The organism is Ochrobactrum sp. AP1BH01-1, from assembly GCF_018066705.1.
GTDB lineage: Bacteria > Pseudomonadota > Alphaproteobacteria > Rhizobiales > Rhizobiaceae > Brucella.
This window is the reverse complement of sequence record NZ_JAGPOU010000005.1, coordinates 213,029-230,502: the sequence shown is the minus strand read 5'-3', so window position 1 is coordinate 230,502 and position 17,474 is coordinate 213,029. Positions and strand designations below refer to the sequence as shown.

Genomic DNA, 17,474 nt, shown 5'->3' with positions numbered 1-17,474 from the left:
GCTGGCAGGCCTTGGTTTCGCGCATGTGGCCGGACGATGTCGGACGGTCGTAGGCATGCGCTTTTCGACGGAGCAGACCATGACCAATACTGCATTGATCCGCCCGGCATGGACGCCAGCCACGATTGCGCTGATGGTGCTCGGCTTTTTCCTGTTCTGGCCGCTTGGCCTTGCCATGCTCGCCTATATCCTCTGGGGTGATCGCCTCGAAGGGTTCAAGCGCGGCGTGAACGAGAAGACCGATTCCATGTTCGGCTCGTTCCGCAACTGCCGCAAGGGTGAAAGCTTCAACTTTGGCGGCACCACCGGCAACGAGGCCTTTGACGACTGGCGTCGCGCCGAGCTGGAGCGACTGGCCGAAGAACGCCGTAAACTCGAGGAAGCCCGCGCCGAATTCGAAGCTTATGCTGCAGAACTGCGCCGCGCTCGCGACAAGGAAGAGTTCGACCGTTTCATGGCGGAACGCCGTGCGAGCGCGAAGAAAACTCCTGCCACCCGCGCGAAAGGCGGCAAGGACGACATCACCGATCTTTGATCGGTAAAACAGTCTGCAAAATCATTGAACGGCGCGGCATGTCCGCGCCGTTTTTTCCTGTCTTTCACAGAAAAACCCGCCTTTTCAGCGCGTTCCACGCAATCCGTACCCGAAAACCGCTTCGCACTTTTCGGGATGCGCTCCTGCACGAATCGCTTATTCTTAAGAGATGGGCCTTTCCTTTCTTCGGCAAATCAGCGGTAAAGGGGCATCCGCTGGCACGACAACGGTTCGCAGCGAGCGCATTCATGCGGTCGCCGGACGAGAACTTCCTTTGCGTGTTTTTGAAAATCCGCGTGCCAAAAGGCTGACCTTGCGCATCGAAACCGGCGGCAAGGGATTACGCGTCACGGTTCCTCCCGGACTCCCCGAGCGCGAAGTGCTGAGTTTTCTCAGCCGCCACGCGGGCTGGATCGAAAGCCGCATCGCAAAACTGCCCGACCAGCCGGGCGTGCGCGCCGGCATCAAAATTCCCCTGCGCGGCGTTCCGCACAAGATCGTGCACCAGCCTGGACGCGGCACCACCGAGCTTCTCGAAGGCAACATCCTGCTCGTCCATGGCGACCCGGCACATCTGCCCCGCCGCGTTGCCGATCACATCAAGCGCGAAGTGAAGCGCGAGATAGAGGCGCTTGTCGTCCGCCACACCGCCACTGTGGGCCGCAAGGCCAAAGCGGTGCGTTTCAAGGATACGAAGAGCCGCTGGGGATCGTGTACGTCGGACGGAGTCCTTTCCTTCTCCTGGCGCATCGGCATGGCCCCCGCCCCGGTGATCAATTATCTTGTCGCCCATGAGGTGGCCCATCTCATCGAGATGAACCATGGGTCGAAATTCTGGAAACTCTGCCATGAGCTTTGCCCCGATACGGAGCGCTGCAAGGCTTGGCTGAAGCGCAATGGCAGCGCATTGCAGGCTATCGATTTTACATGAAACCATCCATACTGACCGCCGCCAAGGTGCTGTGGGACTATCATTGCATCTATGATCCGCTGGAAACCGCCGATGTCATCATCGGGCTTGGCAGCTACGATCCGCGTGTGGCGGAACGGGCAGCCGATCTGTTTTTGTCCGGCATGGCGACGTGGCTGGTGTTTACTGGCAAAAGCGGTCACTGGACGGAGAAACTCTATAAGGCCAGCGAAGCGGAAGCCTTTGCCGAAATCGCCATGAAGCGGGGCGTTCCGGAAGAAGCGATCACCGTCGAACCCAATGCCACCAATATCGGCGAAAACATAAGGTTCAGCCGCGAAAAGCTCGCCCCCGGCGCCCTCAGCGCCATCCTCGTGACCAAGCCGCAGACGCAGCGCCGTGTTCTCGCAACAGTAGCCCGGCAATGGCCGGAAGCGCGCGCAAGCATCACCGCTCCGCTCACCACCTTTGAGGATCAGCCAACGGCTGATCATCCGGTCGAAATGCTTATCCATGAGATGACAGGCGACCTGCAACGCATTCTGGAATATCCCGCCAAGGGCTATCAGATCGCGCAAGCGGTTCCCCTTGAGGTCATGGAAGCGTATGATTTTCTGATCGCACAGGGTTTTGATGGCCATCCGGTCTCCGAATAGATCGGAATGGACGGAATAGCTTGAGTAGCCCCCCGATTTATGCGACGGAAAACCATGGTTCTCGATATCAAGATATGCGGGCTTAAAACCCCCGACGCCGTTGCCGCCGCCCTGGACGGCGGTGCGACGCATATCGGTTTCATCTTCTTTCCCAAAAGTCCGCGCCATATCACACCGCAGACAGCGGCAGCCTTGCGCGATGTGGTCAAGGGACGCGCGCTTGCGGTGGCCGTTACGGTCGATGCCGACGATGGGACGCTGGACGAGATCGTGAAAACGGTAAAGCCGGATATTCTGCAGCTTCACGGCCATGAGACGCCGGAACGCGTGGCCTTCATCAAGGCGCGTTATGGCCTGCCGGTCATGAAGGCCTTTTCGGTGCGCGAGGCGAGCGATCTTGCAGCGATTGCGGCCTATAAGGGCATAGCCGACCGCTTCCTTTTCGATGCCAAGCCGCCGAAGGGATCGGACCTTCCGGGCGGCAACGGCGTGTCATTCGACTGGGAACTTCTGGCTGCGCTTGACGCGGATATCGATTACATGCTTTCCGGTGGATTGAATGCGGACAATATCGCCGAAGCGCTGCACAAGACCAAGGCGCCGGGTATCGACATATCGTCCGGCGTCGAGCGCGCGCCCGGCGAAAAGGATGTGCGTCTCATCGAGAATTTTTTCCGGGCTGTCACTGACGCCCGCAGACAGCCTGAAATGACGGAGCGAAAGCGTTGAACAAGCCGGTTGAACCCAATTCCTACAAAACAGGCCCCGATGAAGAGGGCATGTTCGGTATTTTCGGCGGACGCTTCGTTGCCGAAACGCTCATGCCGCTGATCCTCGAATTACAGGAAGCCTATGAAACGGCGAAGAACGATCCTGAATTCAAGGCTGAGCTTTCCGCGCTTTCCACCTACTATGCCGGTCGTCCTTCCAAGCTCTATTATGCCGAAGGCCTGACCAAGCATTTGGGCGGCGCTAAAATCTACTTCAAGCGCGAAGATCTCAATCACACCGGCAGCCACAAGATCAACAACTGCCTCGGCCAAATCCTGCTTGCCAAGCGCATGGGCAAGACCCGCATCATCGCCGAAACCGGTGCTGGCCAGCACGGCGTGGCTTCGGCCACGGTTGCCGCGCGCTTCGGCCTGCCCTGCGTGGTCTATATGGGCGCAACCGACGTCGAGCGCCAGAAGCCGAATGTGTTCCGCATGAAGCTGCTCGGCGCCGAAGTGAAGCCGGTTTCCGCCGGCAACGGCACGCTCAAGGATGCGATGAACGAAGCCCTGCGCGACTGGGTGACGAATGTCGAGGACACCTATTACCTGATCGGCACCGCCGCCGGGCCGCATCCCTATCCGGAACTGGTACGCGACTTCCAGTCGGTGATCGGCAATGAGGCACGCCAGCAGATTCTGGAACAGGAAGGGCGCCTTCCGGACGTGATCGTGGCAGCGGTTGGCGGCGGCTCCAACGCCATCGGTCTGTTCCATCCGTTCCTCGACGATGCTTCGGTAAAAATCGTCGGTGTCGAAGCAGGCGGACGCGGCCTAGACGGCGAAGAACATTGCGCCTCGATGAGCGCAGGACGTCCCGGCGTGCTGCATGGCAACCGCACCTATCTCCTCCAGAACGATGATGGCCAGATTCTCGAAGGCCATTCGGTTTCCGCCGGTCTCGATTATCCGGGCGTCGGGCCCGAACATTCATGGTTGAAGGACAGCGGACGCGTCGATTATGTGCCGATCCTCGACACGGAAGCGCTGGACGCATTCCAGCTTTGCACCCGCACCGAAGGCATCATTCCGGCGCTCGAATCCGCTCATGCCATCGCGCAGGCCGTGAAAATGGCTCCGACCATGGGCAAGGATCAGGTGATGATCGTCAACCTGTCGGGCCGTGGCGACAAGGACGTGCACACGGTCGGCCAGCTTCTCGGCATGGACATCTGACATGGGTAACGACATCGCCGAAATCTCCGTCTACAAGCCGCGAGCCGCATGGTTCGACGGCCTGACGACGTGCGGTCCGGCGACGATCAAGCTCAACATCATCGAAGCTGATCCGGCCAATCCTGTTGCGGAGGCTGCTGTCGGCCTCGCCCGCAGGCAGATCGAAACCGCCGCCGAAAAACTCACCGCATTGCCGCATCTGGGCGCTGGCTTTGCCGTTCTGCATCAGGGCGAGGAGAGCCTGTGGCTGCTTCTGCACTGGTGGCTGGAAGGCGGCATCGCGACGGAAATCCTCTGGCAGTCGGAACTCGGCGACGAGGTAGACTTCATGCCCGCACAGCCAATTTTGATGGCCTGCGTGTGGGAACTCGGAATCATAGACTTTGAACGGCGCGCATGGATGGAAACGGCGATGGCGGGCAAGCCCGTTGTCGACTATCTGGCGCGCACTTTGCCACGGGGCACGGTATGACTACTCGCATCGACACCAAATTCGCTGAACTGAAGGCCGAGGGCCGTCCGGCGCTCGTTACCTATTTCATGGGTGGCGATCCCGACCTGGAAACCTCGCTCAAGGTGATGAAGGCCCTGCCTAGGGCCGGTGCGGACGTGATCGAGCTTGGCATGCCCTTTTCCGATCCGATGGCGGACGGTCCCGCCATTCAGGCGGCTGGCCTGCGCGCGCTCAATGCCGGCCAGACGCTGGCTAAGACGCTGCATATGGCAGCAGAATTCCGCAAGGAAGACGATACGACCCCCATTGTCATGATGGGTTACTATAATCCGATCTACATCTATGGCGTGGAACGCTTTCTGGCCGATGCCAAGGCTTCCGGCGTGGATGGGCTGATCGTCGTCGATCTTCCTTCCGAAATGGATGCCGAGCTTTGCATTCCTGCCATGAAGGCGGGCATCAGTTTCATTCGTCTCACCACGCCGACCACCGACGACAAGCGCCTGCCGAAGGTGCTGCATAATTCATCGGGCTTCGTCTATTACGTCTCGATGAACGGCATTACCGGATCGGCCATTGCCGATACGGCAAAGGTCGGCGAAGCTGTGCGCCACATCAAGAAGAGCACCGATCTGCCGATCTGCGTCGGTTTCGGCGTCAAGACGCCGGAGCAGGCAGCAGCCATCGCCACCCATGCCGATGGCGTCGTCGTCGGCACGGCGATTGTCAATGCGATTGCCGGTGAACTGGATGAAAACGGCAAGGCGAAGGGCGATCCAGTCGCCGCCGCAACCCGGCTTGTCCACGCTCTTGCAGAGAGCGTGCACGCCACACGCCTTGAAGCCGCCCAATAAATCGTCCATTTAAAGCGCATCCTAAAAAGTGCGAAGCGGTTTTGGGGCAAGATGCGCGCTCAGACTCTAAGCGCCTGACAAGCTCTTTGCCGAAGAACAAGAAACGGAACCAAACGTTATGAACTGGATCACCAACTACGTCCGTCCGAAGATCAATTCGATGCTCGGCCGCCGTGAAATGCCGGAAAACCTCTGGATCAAGGATCCGTCGACCGGTGAAATGGTGTTTCACAAGGACCTTGAGAGCAACCAGTTTGTGATCCCTTCCTCGGGCCATCACATGCGCATCAAGGCGAAGGACCGTCTGCGCTTCTTCTTCGACAATGGCGAATACACCACGCTTGAAGCGCCGAAAGTGCCGGTTGACCCGCTGAAATTCCGCGACGAGAAGAAATATATCGATCGTCTCAAGGATTATCGCACTCGCACCGGCATGGACGACGCCGTCGTCAACGGCATCGGCACTATTGAAGGTCTGCCGATTGTCGCGACTGTGCAGGATTTCGGCTTCATGGGCGGTTCGCTTGGCATGGGCGCCGGCGAAGCGATCATCCAGGGCTTTGAAAAGGCCATCGAGCTGGAACGTCCGCTGGTCCTGTTCGCCGCTTCGGGCGGCGCGCGTATGCAGGAAGGCATCCTGTCGCTGATGCAGCTTCCACGCACCACGGTTGCGGTGGAAATGCTGAAAGAAGCAGGTTTGCCCTATATCGTTGTTCTGACCAATCCGACCACCGGCGGCGTGACGGCTTCCTACGCCATGCTGGGCGATATCCATATTGCCGAACCCGGCGCGCTGATCGGCTTTGCCGGACCGCGCGTCATTGAACAGACAATCCGCGAAAAGCTGCCTGAAGGCTTCCAGAGCGCCGACTATCTCATGGAACATGGCATGGTCGACATGGTCGTTTCGCGCCTTGAACTGAAGAGCACGATTGCGCGCCTGCTCAAGATCATGACCAAGCAGCCTGCCAACAGCGATATTCCGGACGGCAAGAAGACGGAAGCAGACAGCAAGGCAGCCTGATCGTGACAGAAAAAGCCGCCGCCGCAATCGAGCGGCTTATGCAGTTGCATCCAAAGGGTTTTGATCTTTCCCTGGACCGCATCCGCGGTCTTCTGGAGAAGCTCGGCAATCCGCATCTGAAGCTGCCGCCGATCATCCATATCGCCGGAACCAATGGCAAGGGATCGGCGACGGCTTTCTGCCGCGCCCTTCTGGAAGCAGGCGGCTTTGACGTTCACGTCCACACCTCGCCGCATCTCGTCCACTGGCACGAGCGCTATCGTCTGGCGGCGCCCGGTGGCGGAAAGCTGGTCAGCGACGATGTTCTGGCCGACGCCATAGAGCGCGTTGCAGCGGCAAATGGCGGACAGCATATCACTGTTTTTGAGATTTTGACGGCGGTCGCCTTCGTGCTCTTTTCCGAGCATCCGGCGGATGTCGTCGTCATGGAAGTCGGTCTCGGCGGACGTTTCGACGCCACCAATGTCATTACCGATCCCGCCGTCTCGCTCATCATGCCGGTCTCTATCGACCATCAGGCCTATCTGGGCGACCGCGTGGAACTGATCGCTGCTGAAAAAGCCGGTATCATCAAGAAGGATTGCCCGGTCGTGGTTGGGTTCCAGCCTTTCGATGCGGCGCGCGAAGTGCTCGTCTCGACCGCCGACCGGCTTGGCTGTCCGGTGTCGGTCTATGGGCAGGATTTCCTCGCCTTCGAGGAACACGGCCGCATGGTGTTCCAGAACGAGGACGGCCTGATCGACCTGCCATTGCCGCGCCTGTCCGGACGCCACCAGATTTCCAACGCCGCAGCGGCAATCGAGGCCGTGCAGATGGCTGGTTTCAGCCTGACCGACAAGGCCGTCGAAAAGGCGCTGATGGTGGTGGACTGGCCTGCCCGCATGCAGCGGCTAACTCATGGCGCGCTCGTGGATATGGCCCCGGCTGCATCCGAAATCTGGCTCGATGGCGGTCATAATCCGGGTGCGGGCGCTGTGATCGCAGAAGCTTTCGGCGATCTTGAGGAGCGTAATGCGCGCCCGCTGTTCCTCATCACCGGCATGATCAACACCAAGGACCCGGTCGGCTATTTCGAAGCCTTTTCCGGCATGGCGCGGCATGTTTTTACCGTGCCGATCCCGTCCAGCGATGCGGGTATACCCAATGATGAGCTGGCGATTTCGGCGCAGAAAGCCAATCTTTCGGCAGAACCCGTGCATTCGGTTGCCAATGCGTTGAAACTTCTGCGAGACACTTGGCCCCCGGACGAAGCGCCGCCTCGTATCCTGATCGGCGGATCGCTTTATCTTGCAGGTGAAGTCTTGAGAGACAATGGAACTCCGCCTGTTTGATTGACCAGTTGCTGGCAACAAGTGGGGGATGCGGCAAAGGTCTTCCGGCAATAGAATGAATAACGAGCAATCTATCTCGCTCCACGGGAGGAATCGAGATGAGGACGTTTTTGTTTTTAATTCTATTCCTTGTGGTTGGCGTCGCGACACCCGCTTTCGCTCAGTCCGGCGGCAATGGCGGCGATGGGGGAAGCACGGGAAATGGAATGCCGGGGTGCGATGGCGGCACCAATCCCGCCGCTGACGGAAAATTCTACGTCCCGGGAACGCATCAGGAATGCAATCCAAGCGACGACGACAGAGCCCGCGCTCAGAAAAAGTCGAAGTAAGTCCGAACTCTTTCTGCTCACCAACAAAAAAACCCGGCTCGAAGGCCGGGTTTTTTTCATTTCTTGGATGCGCTGATTAAGCAGCAGAAGCCTTGATCCAATCGGCAAGGCGGCTCTTCGGAGCAGCGCCGACCATATTGGCGGCGAGTTCGCCGTCCTTGAACATCAGAAGCGTCGGGATCGAACGCACGCCGAACTGCGCGGCCAGTTCCGGATTCTCATCGATGTTCACCTTGGCGATCTTGACCTGACCGGCCATTTCGCTCGCGATTTCGTCCAGAGCCGGGGCGATCATCTTGCACGGACCGCACCATTCCGCCCAGAAATCCACCACGACAGGCTCGCTCGACTGAAGAACGTCCGACTGAAAATTGCTGTTATCGACCTTAACGGTTGCCATAGGGCTATCCTCTTTTCTCACCAAGAACGGCAGACGTCTTTCCAGACTCACAACACAATCCGCTCTTTATTCGCTATATCATGTGGCGTGTCTGCTGCCATCCGTCAAGTTCTGGTTCGTCACCTTTACTTGAGAGTCTTTCAGGGACTGCAACGCTTCGTCCAGGATCGCATCCGGCAACGGCATCAAAAACGGGCCTTCGGTAAAGAGCAATGCTGTTTCCACCGTCCGTCCCGGATAGAGTGGTGCCAGCAATTCCCGATAAAGCGCAAGCTGCGCCCGATAGGCAAACGGGACTGCCTCGATGATTTTTGGCGGCGGCCGGTTGGTCTTGTAGTCGACGATCAACACGCGGTCCTCACCGACGCTGATGCGGTCGATCTGGCCCGACACCGCATGATCGCGCCCGCCAAGCTCGATCGTGCCCATGATAGCCACTTCCCCACGCGAACCTTCTGCAAAGACCGGCGCATAGGTGGGATCGTCCAGAATACGTCTGACGCTCTGCCATGCCATCTGCCGCTCCGTTTCCGGCCAGTCGGCAGCGATACGGTCCAGATAGCCGTGAGCCAGTGCTTCACGGTCGGTTTCCGGAACATCAGGCAAATATTGCAGCAACATGTGTATCGCCGTACCACGCCGCAGCGCAAAGGCTGGCGTAGCATTGCCCGGCCCCAGAACCGGCGAAATCGTATCGAGCGGTGGCTCTTCATCGGCTTCGATCAGCGCCGACGCGCCGGACGGCGCCAGCGGGCGCGGCAGTCCGGTTTCCGGCTTTATCGGCCGCAGATAGTCGAGCGGCAGCGAAGGCAGCGCATGATCCTCGGTCCTGTCCTGATCGGCAATCTCGACCATTCCGCGCGGCGTGTTGCGATAACGCCGGGCGGCAACTTTCAGCACGGGATGCACGAATGTTTCGGCCTTGGTGGCCAGCGCATCCTCGACAAGACGATGCCATGTCTCGCCGCTTTCGCGCGTGCCGCGATAGCCGCAAATTATGAGGCGATCTTCGGCCCGCGTCATGCCGACATAAAGCAGGCGGCGATATTCTTCCTCCGCCCGCGTTTTCAGCTTCTCGATCTGCGCCGCCGTGAACCCGGTCTGGTATCCGGCATTCGGCTGCCAGAGATAGCCTTTCACCGGCGGATTGCCGTCTGAAAAATCAAATGGAATGAGCTTTGGCGCGCGGCTGCCGGTCCAGACCGCGCTTCCCGGATCGACCAGGAACACCACCGCCCCTTCCAGCCCCTTGGCGGCGTGGACGGTCATGATGCGCACTTCATTGCGGCCCTGATCGAGTTCGCGCTTGATTTCCGGCGATGCCGCTTCCAGCGTTTCAAGAAAGGCTTGCAGGCCGGGCAAACCGGCACGCTCGGCGGAAAGCGCATAATTCTGGAATTCATCGATGATGTCGCCCGCCTCCGGCCCCAACCGCGCCAGAAGTTTTCGCCGTGCACCGTCTGCACTCAATATGCGCGCATAGAATTCGAACACCGGCATGGTGTCGGCCATATTGCGCCAGCGGCTCAAGGTCTTGTGCACCTCCCCCAGCGCAGTGTCATCACGCGAGAGCTGATAGAGCCGCTCGAACAGCGTAAGGCTTGAACCGCGCGGATGGGCAAGCTCGAAGAGCTGATCGTCATCCCAGCCAAACAGCGGACTTTTGAGGACAGACGCCAGTGAAAGATCATCCGAGGGCTGCAGCACAAAACGTCCAAGCGCCATCAGGTCCTGAACGGCGATATGGCTGGTGAGGCGCAGGCGGTCAGCGCCTGCAACCGGGACGGACAGGTTTTTCAGCGCCCGTGACAGAGCAGGCATGAACTGGTCGCGCTTTCGTACCAGAACCATGATGTCGCGCGGCATGATCCGCCGGTTCTGTCCGGGAATAGCTTCGCCGCTATCCAGCCAGTGGCGAATGGTGGCCGCAATCTGATCCGCCAGACGGACAGCGGGTGCCGCCAGATGATCGACCGGCTCGCGCCAGTCGTCCGGCTCTTCCACCGCTTCTGGTGTCAGCATATCCCAGATTTCCACCTCGCCCGGCGCATCGGCGCGAATGGCTTCATGCACCGTTGCGCCCGCAAGGCCGCGATTGGCCTCGGGTCTGGCAAAAACCTCGTCCACCGCCTGCAGAACATCGGGAGCGGAGCGGAACGAGAAATTGAGGCTGACGCGCTCGAATTTCAGTTCCGCATCTTCCGCCCGCAGGCTGACGGAACGCCCCTGCGCCGCAAAATCCTCCGGCACTGCGCCCTGAAACGAATAGATCGATTGTTTTTCGTCACCGACGGCGAAGAGTGTACGGCCGATATTGCGCTGGCCGAGGCCGGAGAAAAACTCCTCCGACAACATGCGGATCACCTGCCACTGGTTGGGGCTGGTATCCTGCGCCTCATCGACCAGAATATGGTCGATGCCGCGATCAAGCTTGTATTGCACCCATTGCCCTGCCCCGTTGCGGGCAAGCAGCGCCACGGTCCGGGTGATGAGATCTTCGAAATCGAGCAGGCCGCGCTGGCGTTTCAGGTCGTGATAGCGTTGCAGCAGATTGTCGACCAGCGTCAGCGCGGCAAGATTGAGCCGCACAAGGCGCAACTCCTTCAGCCGGTCCAGCCCCTGTTCGACACGCGCCGCCGCCGCGTCGAAATCCTCCTCGAAATCCGGCAGAAGTTTTTTCACCGCTGCCGAGCAGACATAGGAACCGGATTTCGGCTCGCCGGTGCTCTTCAGGAAGGCGGCGCGCAACACGGCTTCGCGGTCGCGCTGGTTCGTCACCTTATCGAAACGCCGAAGCTGCAGCGCAAAATCCTGCGCGCGCGAAGCCCCCTTCTGGACCGACATGATAAGATCGAGCGCATCGTCGGAAAATTCCGGTATCGGCCAGAGGTCGGCGAGAAGATCGTCTTCACTGGTTTGCGGGTCGAAGCCGAATGCCCGGTGCAAAGCTTCGCTGCGATGCGCCGCCACGCCCAGTTCGGCGATATAGGTCTGCAAGCCATTACGCCTGCTGACGGCCTCATCGAGAAGCGATTGCAGGCCCATCTCGCCTGCTGCCTGCAAAACATCCGCAAAGGCCGCGGCGAGCTCCATGTCACCGCCGCCATGCGCGGTTTCGAGCAACTGTCGCCGTGCTTCACCGACAAGTGCGGCCTGCATCAGATCGTCCATCATCTCGAAATGACCGGCAATGTTCGCCTCAAGCGGGAACTGATGCAGGATTGCTTCGCAGAAAGCGTGGATGGTCTGGATTTTGAGCCCGCCCGGCGTTTCCAGCGCACGCGCGAAGAGCCGTCTTGCCGCTGCAAGACGCGCATCGCCCGGTCTGCGGCCTTCCAGTGATTTCAGGCGTTCGGCCAGCTCTTCATCTGGCAAGACGGCCCATTCGGAAAGCCGCATGAACACGCGGTTCTGCATCACCGCCGCCGCCGCCTTCGTATAGGTGAGACAGAGAATCTTGGACGGGTCGGTGCCTTCCAGCAACAGGCGGATAACACGTTCGGTCAGAACATGCGTCTTGCCGGAACCCGCATTGGCCGACACCCAGACGGAAGCCGCCGGATCGGCGGCCCTGCCCTGCGCAAACAATGTTTCCGGCGGAATATGAAGCTTCTTCTTCACGCCTCACCCTCCCCGCCAGCATCGCCTCCGGCAGACCATTCCAGCACCCGCGCCAGATGATCGTAATCGCCCGTCAGATCGGTTTCACGGAATGGCAGGGCACGGGAAAGATAACCTTTTTCCGGCTTCTGATACTCAGCCAGCAATTGCGCCAGCCGCTGCCAGGATTCTTCGCCAAGCGCCGGCGCGGTTTTCTCCGACGGCGGTCGTCCGATCTTGAGGATCGACTCCGGCTTCACCTCGCCGCCCGCCTTGAGACGGACATAGGTGAGGTCCGAAGCGCGGACCGACCCCAGTTCACGAAACGCACCGCGCACCAGAAGTGCGGCTTCCAGCGCCAGCTGCGGCGACAGCAGCACATGCGCCTGTTTGGGCGATGGCGTCGAGCCGGTCTTGTAATCAATGATTTCGGCTGTCCCGTCGCGCATCAGGTCGATACGGTCAGCGCGGCCGGATAGCGTGACGCCAAGTCCTTCTACCTCACGCTTGTCGGAAGAAATCTCGGCGAAGCGGGTCTGGACATTATAGGCGCGCTCGCGCTCCCAGGCCAGAAACTGCGGGATGAGCGCCGTGAAGCGCGGCCACCACACGGCCTCGATTTCGGTCGGCAGGTCCATATCGGCAAAAAGAATGCGGCCAAGCTCCATCAGGCGTTCGGCGGCATCGGGTGCCAGCGGATCGATTGCCTCTTGCGTGAAATGACCCAGAATATCGTGGAACAATGTGCCACGTTCTGCCGCCGCCGGATCACGGATCAAAGGCTCAAGTGGCCGCAGTTTCAGTATCTTTTTCGCAAAGATCGCATAAGGGTCACGGCGCAGCGTTTCGATTTCCGTCACCGAAAAATGCTTCGGACGGGCAGCGACAGGCGGGGCAGGTTCCGGGCGCTTGACGAAAGGCACGTCAGGTGCCTGATCGATTTCCCGTGACCACTGGATGAAACGCGCCCCGCGCCTGCGCATTTCGGCAGTCACATCCGCGCCCAGCACCGTTTCAAGCCGCTGCAGCCAGCGCGAAGGCACGGTTGGCGCATTGTCGGAACGTTGCGAGCGCGTCAGCACGACATGATCCATGCCCAGCGCCATCTGGAAATCGTGAGCGGCAAGGCCGGTGCGCCGTTCGGGCGGATCGAGCGCGATCATCGACTTCATCGGGCGCGACATGAATGGGTCGTTGCGGGTGCGGGCGGGCCAGCTGCCCTCATTGAGACCGCCGATCACCACCGTATCCATCGTTTGCAGACGGGCTTCCAGCGCACCCCAGATGAAGAGGCGCGGATGGCCGCCCGGATGCGGCTTGACCGTTTCGCCCGCCATCAGGGCATCCAGCACGGCGGGCCATTCCGAAGCTTCGAAATCGAGCCCGGCTTCGCTCGAAACCAGACCGCGCAAAAAGGCGGCGAGCTGTTCTCCGCGTTCGCCGGAATAAAAAGGCGCGACGCTGGCCTTTTCGTTGCGCGCCAGATTTTCCAGCGCCTCGACCGTGGCGCGCGCGATTTCGCCGATCTCAGTCCTGCGGCCAGCGAGGACGAAAGGTGCGAGCGGCGCCACGGCATTCGACAGGCTTTCGCAAAGATTTCGCGCAGCCGCGATCATATCCGGCGTAACGGTGTCGTGCCATGCCGGTTGCCAGGGCTGGCTGGCGCTCTCCTCCAGCCGCCGGTCGAAAAATGCCGGAAGATCGAGCACGGAGGCGCGGCCCGTACCGCCGCGAAAGGCGATGAGCTCGAGAGTCTCAGCAGCAAGGCGTCGCTCGATACGAGGAGCCTCCAGCCGCAGCAATGGATGCTTGACCAGCGCCAGCAGGGCAACCGGATCGCCCGGATTGAACACGGTTTCGACCAGCAGCCGCAGCAATGTCGTGGTTTCGACATCGCGCAGATGCCTGCCGCCGGAATCGTCGGCATCGATGCCGAAACGGGCAAGTTCGCCCACCACACGCCGGGCCAGATTGCGGTCGGCGGTGACGAGCGCTGCCGTCTTGCCCTCATCATTGATCGCATCACGCAAGGCAAGAGCGACGGCGAGCGCCTCTTCCCGTTCATTGGCGGCTTCAATCAGGTCGATCGTCTGCGCGGCGGCGTACAGGCTGCCAGCCTCTATATCGAGCTTACCCCACGCGTCGGTCGTTTCCGCCGGACGCAGCGCTTCGCTGACCACCCGCTCGCGCAGGCGTTTGGAGGCTGGCATATCGTCCAGATGTTCCACATCGTCGCGCAAGGTCTGCATTGCATCGAGAAGCTTGCGCAAACCGAACTGCGGATGACCGAAAGTCGACGGATTATCAGTCGCCGACGCCAGCAGCTGCCAGGCGGCATCGTCCAAGTCGCGGTCCAGCCCCGGCAGCACCACCGCGCCGTTCGACAGGTTTGCAATGGCGGAAATCAATTCCGCAGTCGCCGGTATGGAACCGGTGGAACCCGCAACGATAACCGGCCCGGCAGGCGGATGGGCGCGCAGGCGCTTTACTTCGCTAAAGATGAGATCGTTGCGATGCGCGGCGGGGTTTGAAAGCTTGCGCTCCGCCAGAATATCCGGCCAGAGATTGGTGACGATATTGAGAAAGCCAAGCGTGACCTGCCACCAGTCGGCGAGGTCTTCCGGGGCAATCGTCGCAAGCTCGCTCCACTTCGCCCCATCGGTCTCGACCTGGTCCATCAGCCCCGCCAGATCGCGGGCAAGCCAGATCGCGTCGGCGGTGGTTGCCGGAACGGAAACGTCGTCAACACCAAACAAGGCGCGCACATGCGATGGCAGCGATTCCCGCCACGGTCGGATGAGCCGTGCCAGAAGCAGAAGCCGCTCCGCCGTACCGATTGGCGGATTGACGTCGAAGACGCCTGACGAGCCGGCATTGAAGAAAGCCGCGTCTTCATCCACATCGCCGAGCGGTTTTATCGTCGGCAAAATTGCGCTTCTAGCTAGATTCTTATCTACTAAAATCGATCTTAGCGCACGCGCCGCACGGCGCGTCGGCACATAGATGGTGGCATTGGCCAATGCCAGCGGATCGGAAGGATTGCCGGGAAAACCTTCGACCAGCCGCCCTTCCAGAAGGGCCTTGGCAAAAGCTGGCAGAAACGGTGTGCCGGGAGGAATTGAAAACAGGCGCTGTTTCCCATCTCTGGGTCTGCGTGCGCTCATGCGTTCTGCCTCCTTATGCGAATGCGGTCAGTGCCGCCTCCGCCTTGCCGATTGCGTCCGGCGTGCCGACGGTCAGCCAGTGCCCGGTCATTGGCATACCATAAAGGCGACCCGCCGCAATCGCTTCATCAAAATAACGGTTGAGCGAGGACACGACCGGCTCCGCGCCATCGAAGATGCGGGGATGGATGATCCCTGCTCCGGCATAGATCACCGGCTCGCCCGAAACATCGCGCGCGCGCCGCAGATGCCCTTTCTCGTCGGCAACGAAATCGCCCTTGCCTTCATAGCCGGTTTCCTGATCGAGACGCGCCGTCATCAGGAGAATATCCATCTGGTCTGCATCCCAAAGGTCGGCCAGCGCCATGAGGTTGGGGGCCTTCTCGTCGCCTACCCAGAATGTATCGGCATTCAGAATGAAAAACGGTTGCGTTCCCAGGATCGGCAGCGCCTTCACAATGCCGCCAGCGGAATCGAGCAGCATGTCGCGCTCGTCCGAAATGACGATTTCCATATCGTTTCGATCGCGCAGATATTCATCCAGTTGGTCGGCTAAATAATGCACATTGACCACTGCGGTGCGGACGCCTGCCAGTGCTGCCGCGTCGAGTCCCCAGTCGATCAAGGGTTTGCCCGCCACCTTGACCAGCGGCTTTGGAATGGTTTCGGTGATGGGGCGCATGCGCTTGCCAAGACCGGCGGCAAGAACCATAGCCGTCTTCGGGGACGTTTCAGGCATTTTCATTGCGCGGCCTCTTCCTGCTGCATCAGCTTCAATTGCTCAAACCATGCCGCCACAGGCGCCATGACCGGATGCTTCAGCACGCGTCCGAGATAGTCATGAATACGCGGCAGATGTTGCAGATAAGCCGGCTTGCCATCGCGCTCGTCAAGCCGCACGAAAAGCCCCAGCAGCTTGGCATTGCGCTGCGCTCCCATGACAGCATAAGCCTTGCGGAACAAGGTTTCGTCGAACGCGTGTCCGAGCGCACGGCGCTCATCACAATAGGCTGCGACCACCGCCTGCTCCAGTTCCGGCGAGATCGTCACCCGCGCATCGAGCGCCAGCGAAGCCACGTCATAGGCTGCTGGTCCGATCATCGCATCCTGAAAATCGATGACACCGACCTTGTCCTTGCCCTCTGCCTCCGGAAACCAGAACAGGTTCGGCGAATGATAATCGCGCAGGAGCAGGCTTTTCTCGACATCGGCAATATCGGCGATCACGCGGTCCCATGCGGCTTCAAAAGCCTGCTTTTCCGCGTCCGTAAGCTGCCTGCCCATCATGCGCGGCGCATACCACTGGCCGATCAGGCTGACCTCGATCATCATCGCATTACGGTCAAACCCGGCGATGATGTGGTCGGGCTGGCCTTCCACCGGCGCGTGGTCCGGCCAGGCGACACCGTGCAGATGCGCCAGAAAGCGCCCGGCAGCTTCATAGCGTTCCGCGACAGGTTCACCGGAAGCTGCCCGAACGCCCTCGGTTCCAAGATTTTCGAGGATCAAAAGCCCTGCATCAATATCCAGCGCACGCATTTGCGGCACACGAAAACCATGTTTTGCGAGCAAGCCATTTATTGCCACGAATGCCTGAATATTTTCCGCAATATGGGCGAGCTGGCGATAGGACTTGCCATCACGCAGCGGCGGATCATAGGGCATCGCCGGCGCATTCATGAGAACTTCTACACCGTGAGAAGTGCTTGTAATCAGCTCGTATCGGCGTGGCCCAGCGTCGCCCTGAAAATACCGGCGCGAAGCCTCTCTGCGGTCGTTGTTTTCCAGAAAAGCGCGGATTGCGCGGCTCCGTTCCAGCCGCTGGATCGCGGCCACGGGACCGGACACAGCAATGCGCCGCCCTGCCCCTTCATGGCTCAGCGTAACGGCAAAAGACGGTTCGGGCAGAAAGCCCTCACCCTGCTCCGGCCATTCGGCCAGAACGACGCCGTCCTCCATAAATTCAGGCAGGCCCAGCTCATCCAGCTCTTCGCCGTGCGAAATACGGTAAAGGTCGGTATGGGCCACAGGAATACGCAGGCTCTCGTAGCTTTGCACCAGCGTGAAAGTCGGGCTTGGAACGTCCAGCCCTTGATCATCGGCAATTGCCCGGATTATTGCGCGGGCAAGCGAGGATTTTCCCGCCCCCAGATCACCGGAAAGCGTAACAAGATCGCCCTTTTGCAAGGCGAGGGCAAAATCTTCACCGAAACGCTGCGTTGCGGTTTCGTCGGGCAAGAAATAGCTGATGCTGGATGGTAAGGCGCTCAT

General features: G+C 60.0%; 15 protein-coding genes. 9 read left to right on the top strand and 6 right to left on the bottom strand.

Translation table 11 applies throughout. The features are described from left to right. Window positions 1–79: 79 nt before the first annotated feature. The 9 genes from J9800_RS18945 to J9800_RS18905 all read left to right on the top strand — a co-directional run bounded on the left by J9800_RS18945 (window position 80) and on the right by J9800_RS18905 (window position 7,710). Window positions 80–535, top strand: a complete 456-nt coding sequence (locus tag J9800_RS18945; protein ID WP_112586981.1) for a DUF2852 domain-containing protein — start codon at window positions 80–82, stop codon at window positions 533–535. A 169-nt stretch (window positions 536–704) separates the two neighbouring features. Then, complete coding sequence (locus J9800_RS18940; protein WP_114214459.1) at window positions 705–1,466, top strand: M48 family metallopeptidase; 762 nt, start codon at window positions 705–707, stop codon at window positions 1,464–1,466. Continuing rightward, window positions 1,463–2,101, top strand: coding sequence for a YdcF family protein (locus J9800_RS18935; RefSeq protein ID WP_114214460.1), 639 nt, complete (start codon window positions 1,463–1,465; stop codon window positions 2,099–2,101). Before J9800_RS18940 ends, J9800_RS18935 begins: the two co-directional genes overlap by 4 nt. Window positions 2,102–2,155: 54 nt before the next feature. Then, complete coding sequence (locus J9800_RS18930; protein ID WP_114214461.1) at window positions 2,156–2,830, top strand: phosphoribosylanthranilate isomerase; 675 nt, start codon at window positions 2,156–2,158, stop codon at window positions 2,828–2,830. After that, entirely contained in the window at window positions 2,827–4,047 is a 1,221-nt protein-coding gene (gene trpB / locus J9800_RS18925; RefSeq protein ID WP_114214462.1) for a tryptophan synthase subunit beta, read from the top strand. The genes J9800_RS18930 and trpB overlap by 4 nt, the downstream gene beginning before the upstream one ends. A 1-nt stretch (window position 4,048) precedes the next feature. Further along, entirely contained in the window at window positions 4,049–4,519 is a 471-nt protein-coding gene (locus J9800_RS18920; RefSeq protein WP_114214463.1) for a hypothetical protein, read from the top strand. Further along, on the top strand, window positions 4,516–5,355 hold the full coding sequence (trpA, locus tag J9800_RS18915) for a tryptophan synthase subunit alpha (RefSeq protein ID WP_114214464.1): 840 nt from the start codon (window positions 4,516–4,518) through the stop codon (window positions 5,353–5,355). The genes J9800_RS18920 and trpA overlap by 4 nt, the downstream gene beginning before the upstream one ends. 118 nt (window positions 5,356–5,473) lie before the next feature. Next, on the top strand, window positions 5,474–6,379 hold the full coding sequence (accD, locus tag J9800_RS18910; RefSeq protein ID WP_114214465.1) for an acetyl-CoA carboxylase, carboxyltransferase subunit beta: 906 nt from the start codon (window positions 5,474–5,476) through the stop codon (window positions 6,377–6,379). 38 nt (window positions 6,380–6,417) lie between these two features. Continuing rightward, entirely contained in the window at window positions 6,418–7,710 is a 1,293-nt protein-coding gene (locus J9800_RS18905) for a bifunctional folylpolyglutamate synthase/dihydrofolate synthase (protein ID WP_205315879.1), read from the top strand. A 122-nt stretch (window positions 7,711–7,832) separates the two neighbouring features. On the opposite strand, the gene J9800_RS18900 is transcribed toward J9800_RS18905, so the two are convergent. The 6 genes from J9800_RS18900 to tsaE form a co-directional block, all read right to left on the bottom strand. Continuing rightward, window positions 7,833–7,982, bottom strand: coding sequence for a hypothetical protein (locus J9800_RS18900; RefSeq protein WP_162792612.1), 150 nt, complete (start codon window positions 7,980–7,982; stop codon window positions 7,833–7,835). Between the two features lie 133 nt (window positions 7,983–8,115). Then, window positions 8,116–8,439: a thioredoxin gene (gene trxA / locus J9800_RS18895; RefSeq protein WP_112586861.1), complete on the bottom strand. Its 324-nt coding sequence runs from the start codon at window positions 8,437–8,439 to the stop codon at window positions 8,116–8,118. Window positions 8,440–8,517: 78 nt separating this feature from the next. Next, the gene (addA, locus tag J9800_RS18890) at window positions 8,518–12,060 is read right to left on the bottom strand and encodes a double-strand break repair helicase AddA (RefSeq protein WP_114214468.1); all 3,543 of its coding nucleotides are present in this window, start codon (window positions 12,058–12,060) and stop codon (window positions 8,518–8,520) included. Next, the gene (gene addB / locus J9800_RS18885) at window positions 12,057–15,203 is read right to left on the bottom strand and encodes a double-strand break repair protein AddB (protein WP_114214469.1); all 3,147 of its coding nucleotides are present in this window, start codon (window positions 15,201–15,203) and stop codon (window positions 12,057–12,059) included. The genes addA and addB overlap by 4 nt, the downstream gene beginning before the upstream one ends. A 13-nt stretch (window positions 15,204–15,216) precedes the next feature. Continuing rightward, on the bottom strand, window positions 15,217–15,948 hold the full coding sequence (locus J9800_RS18880) for a nucleotidyltransferase family protein (protein ID WP_114214470.1): 732 nt from the start codon (window positions 15,946–15,948) through the stop codon (window positions 15,217–15,219). After that, on the bottom strand, window positions 15,945–17,474 hold the full coding sequence (tsaE, locus tag J9800_RS18875) for a tRNA (adenosine(37)-N6)-threonylcarbamoyltransferase complex ATPase subunit type 1 TsaE (protein ID WP_114214471.1): 1,530 nt from the start codon (window positions 17,472–17,474) through the stop codon (window positions 15,945–15,947). Before tsaE ends, J9800_RS18880 begins: the two co-directional genes overlap by 4 nt.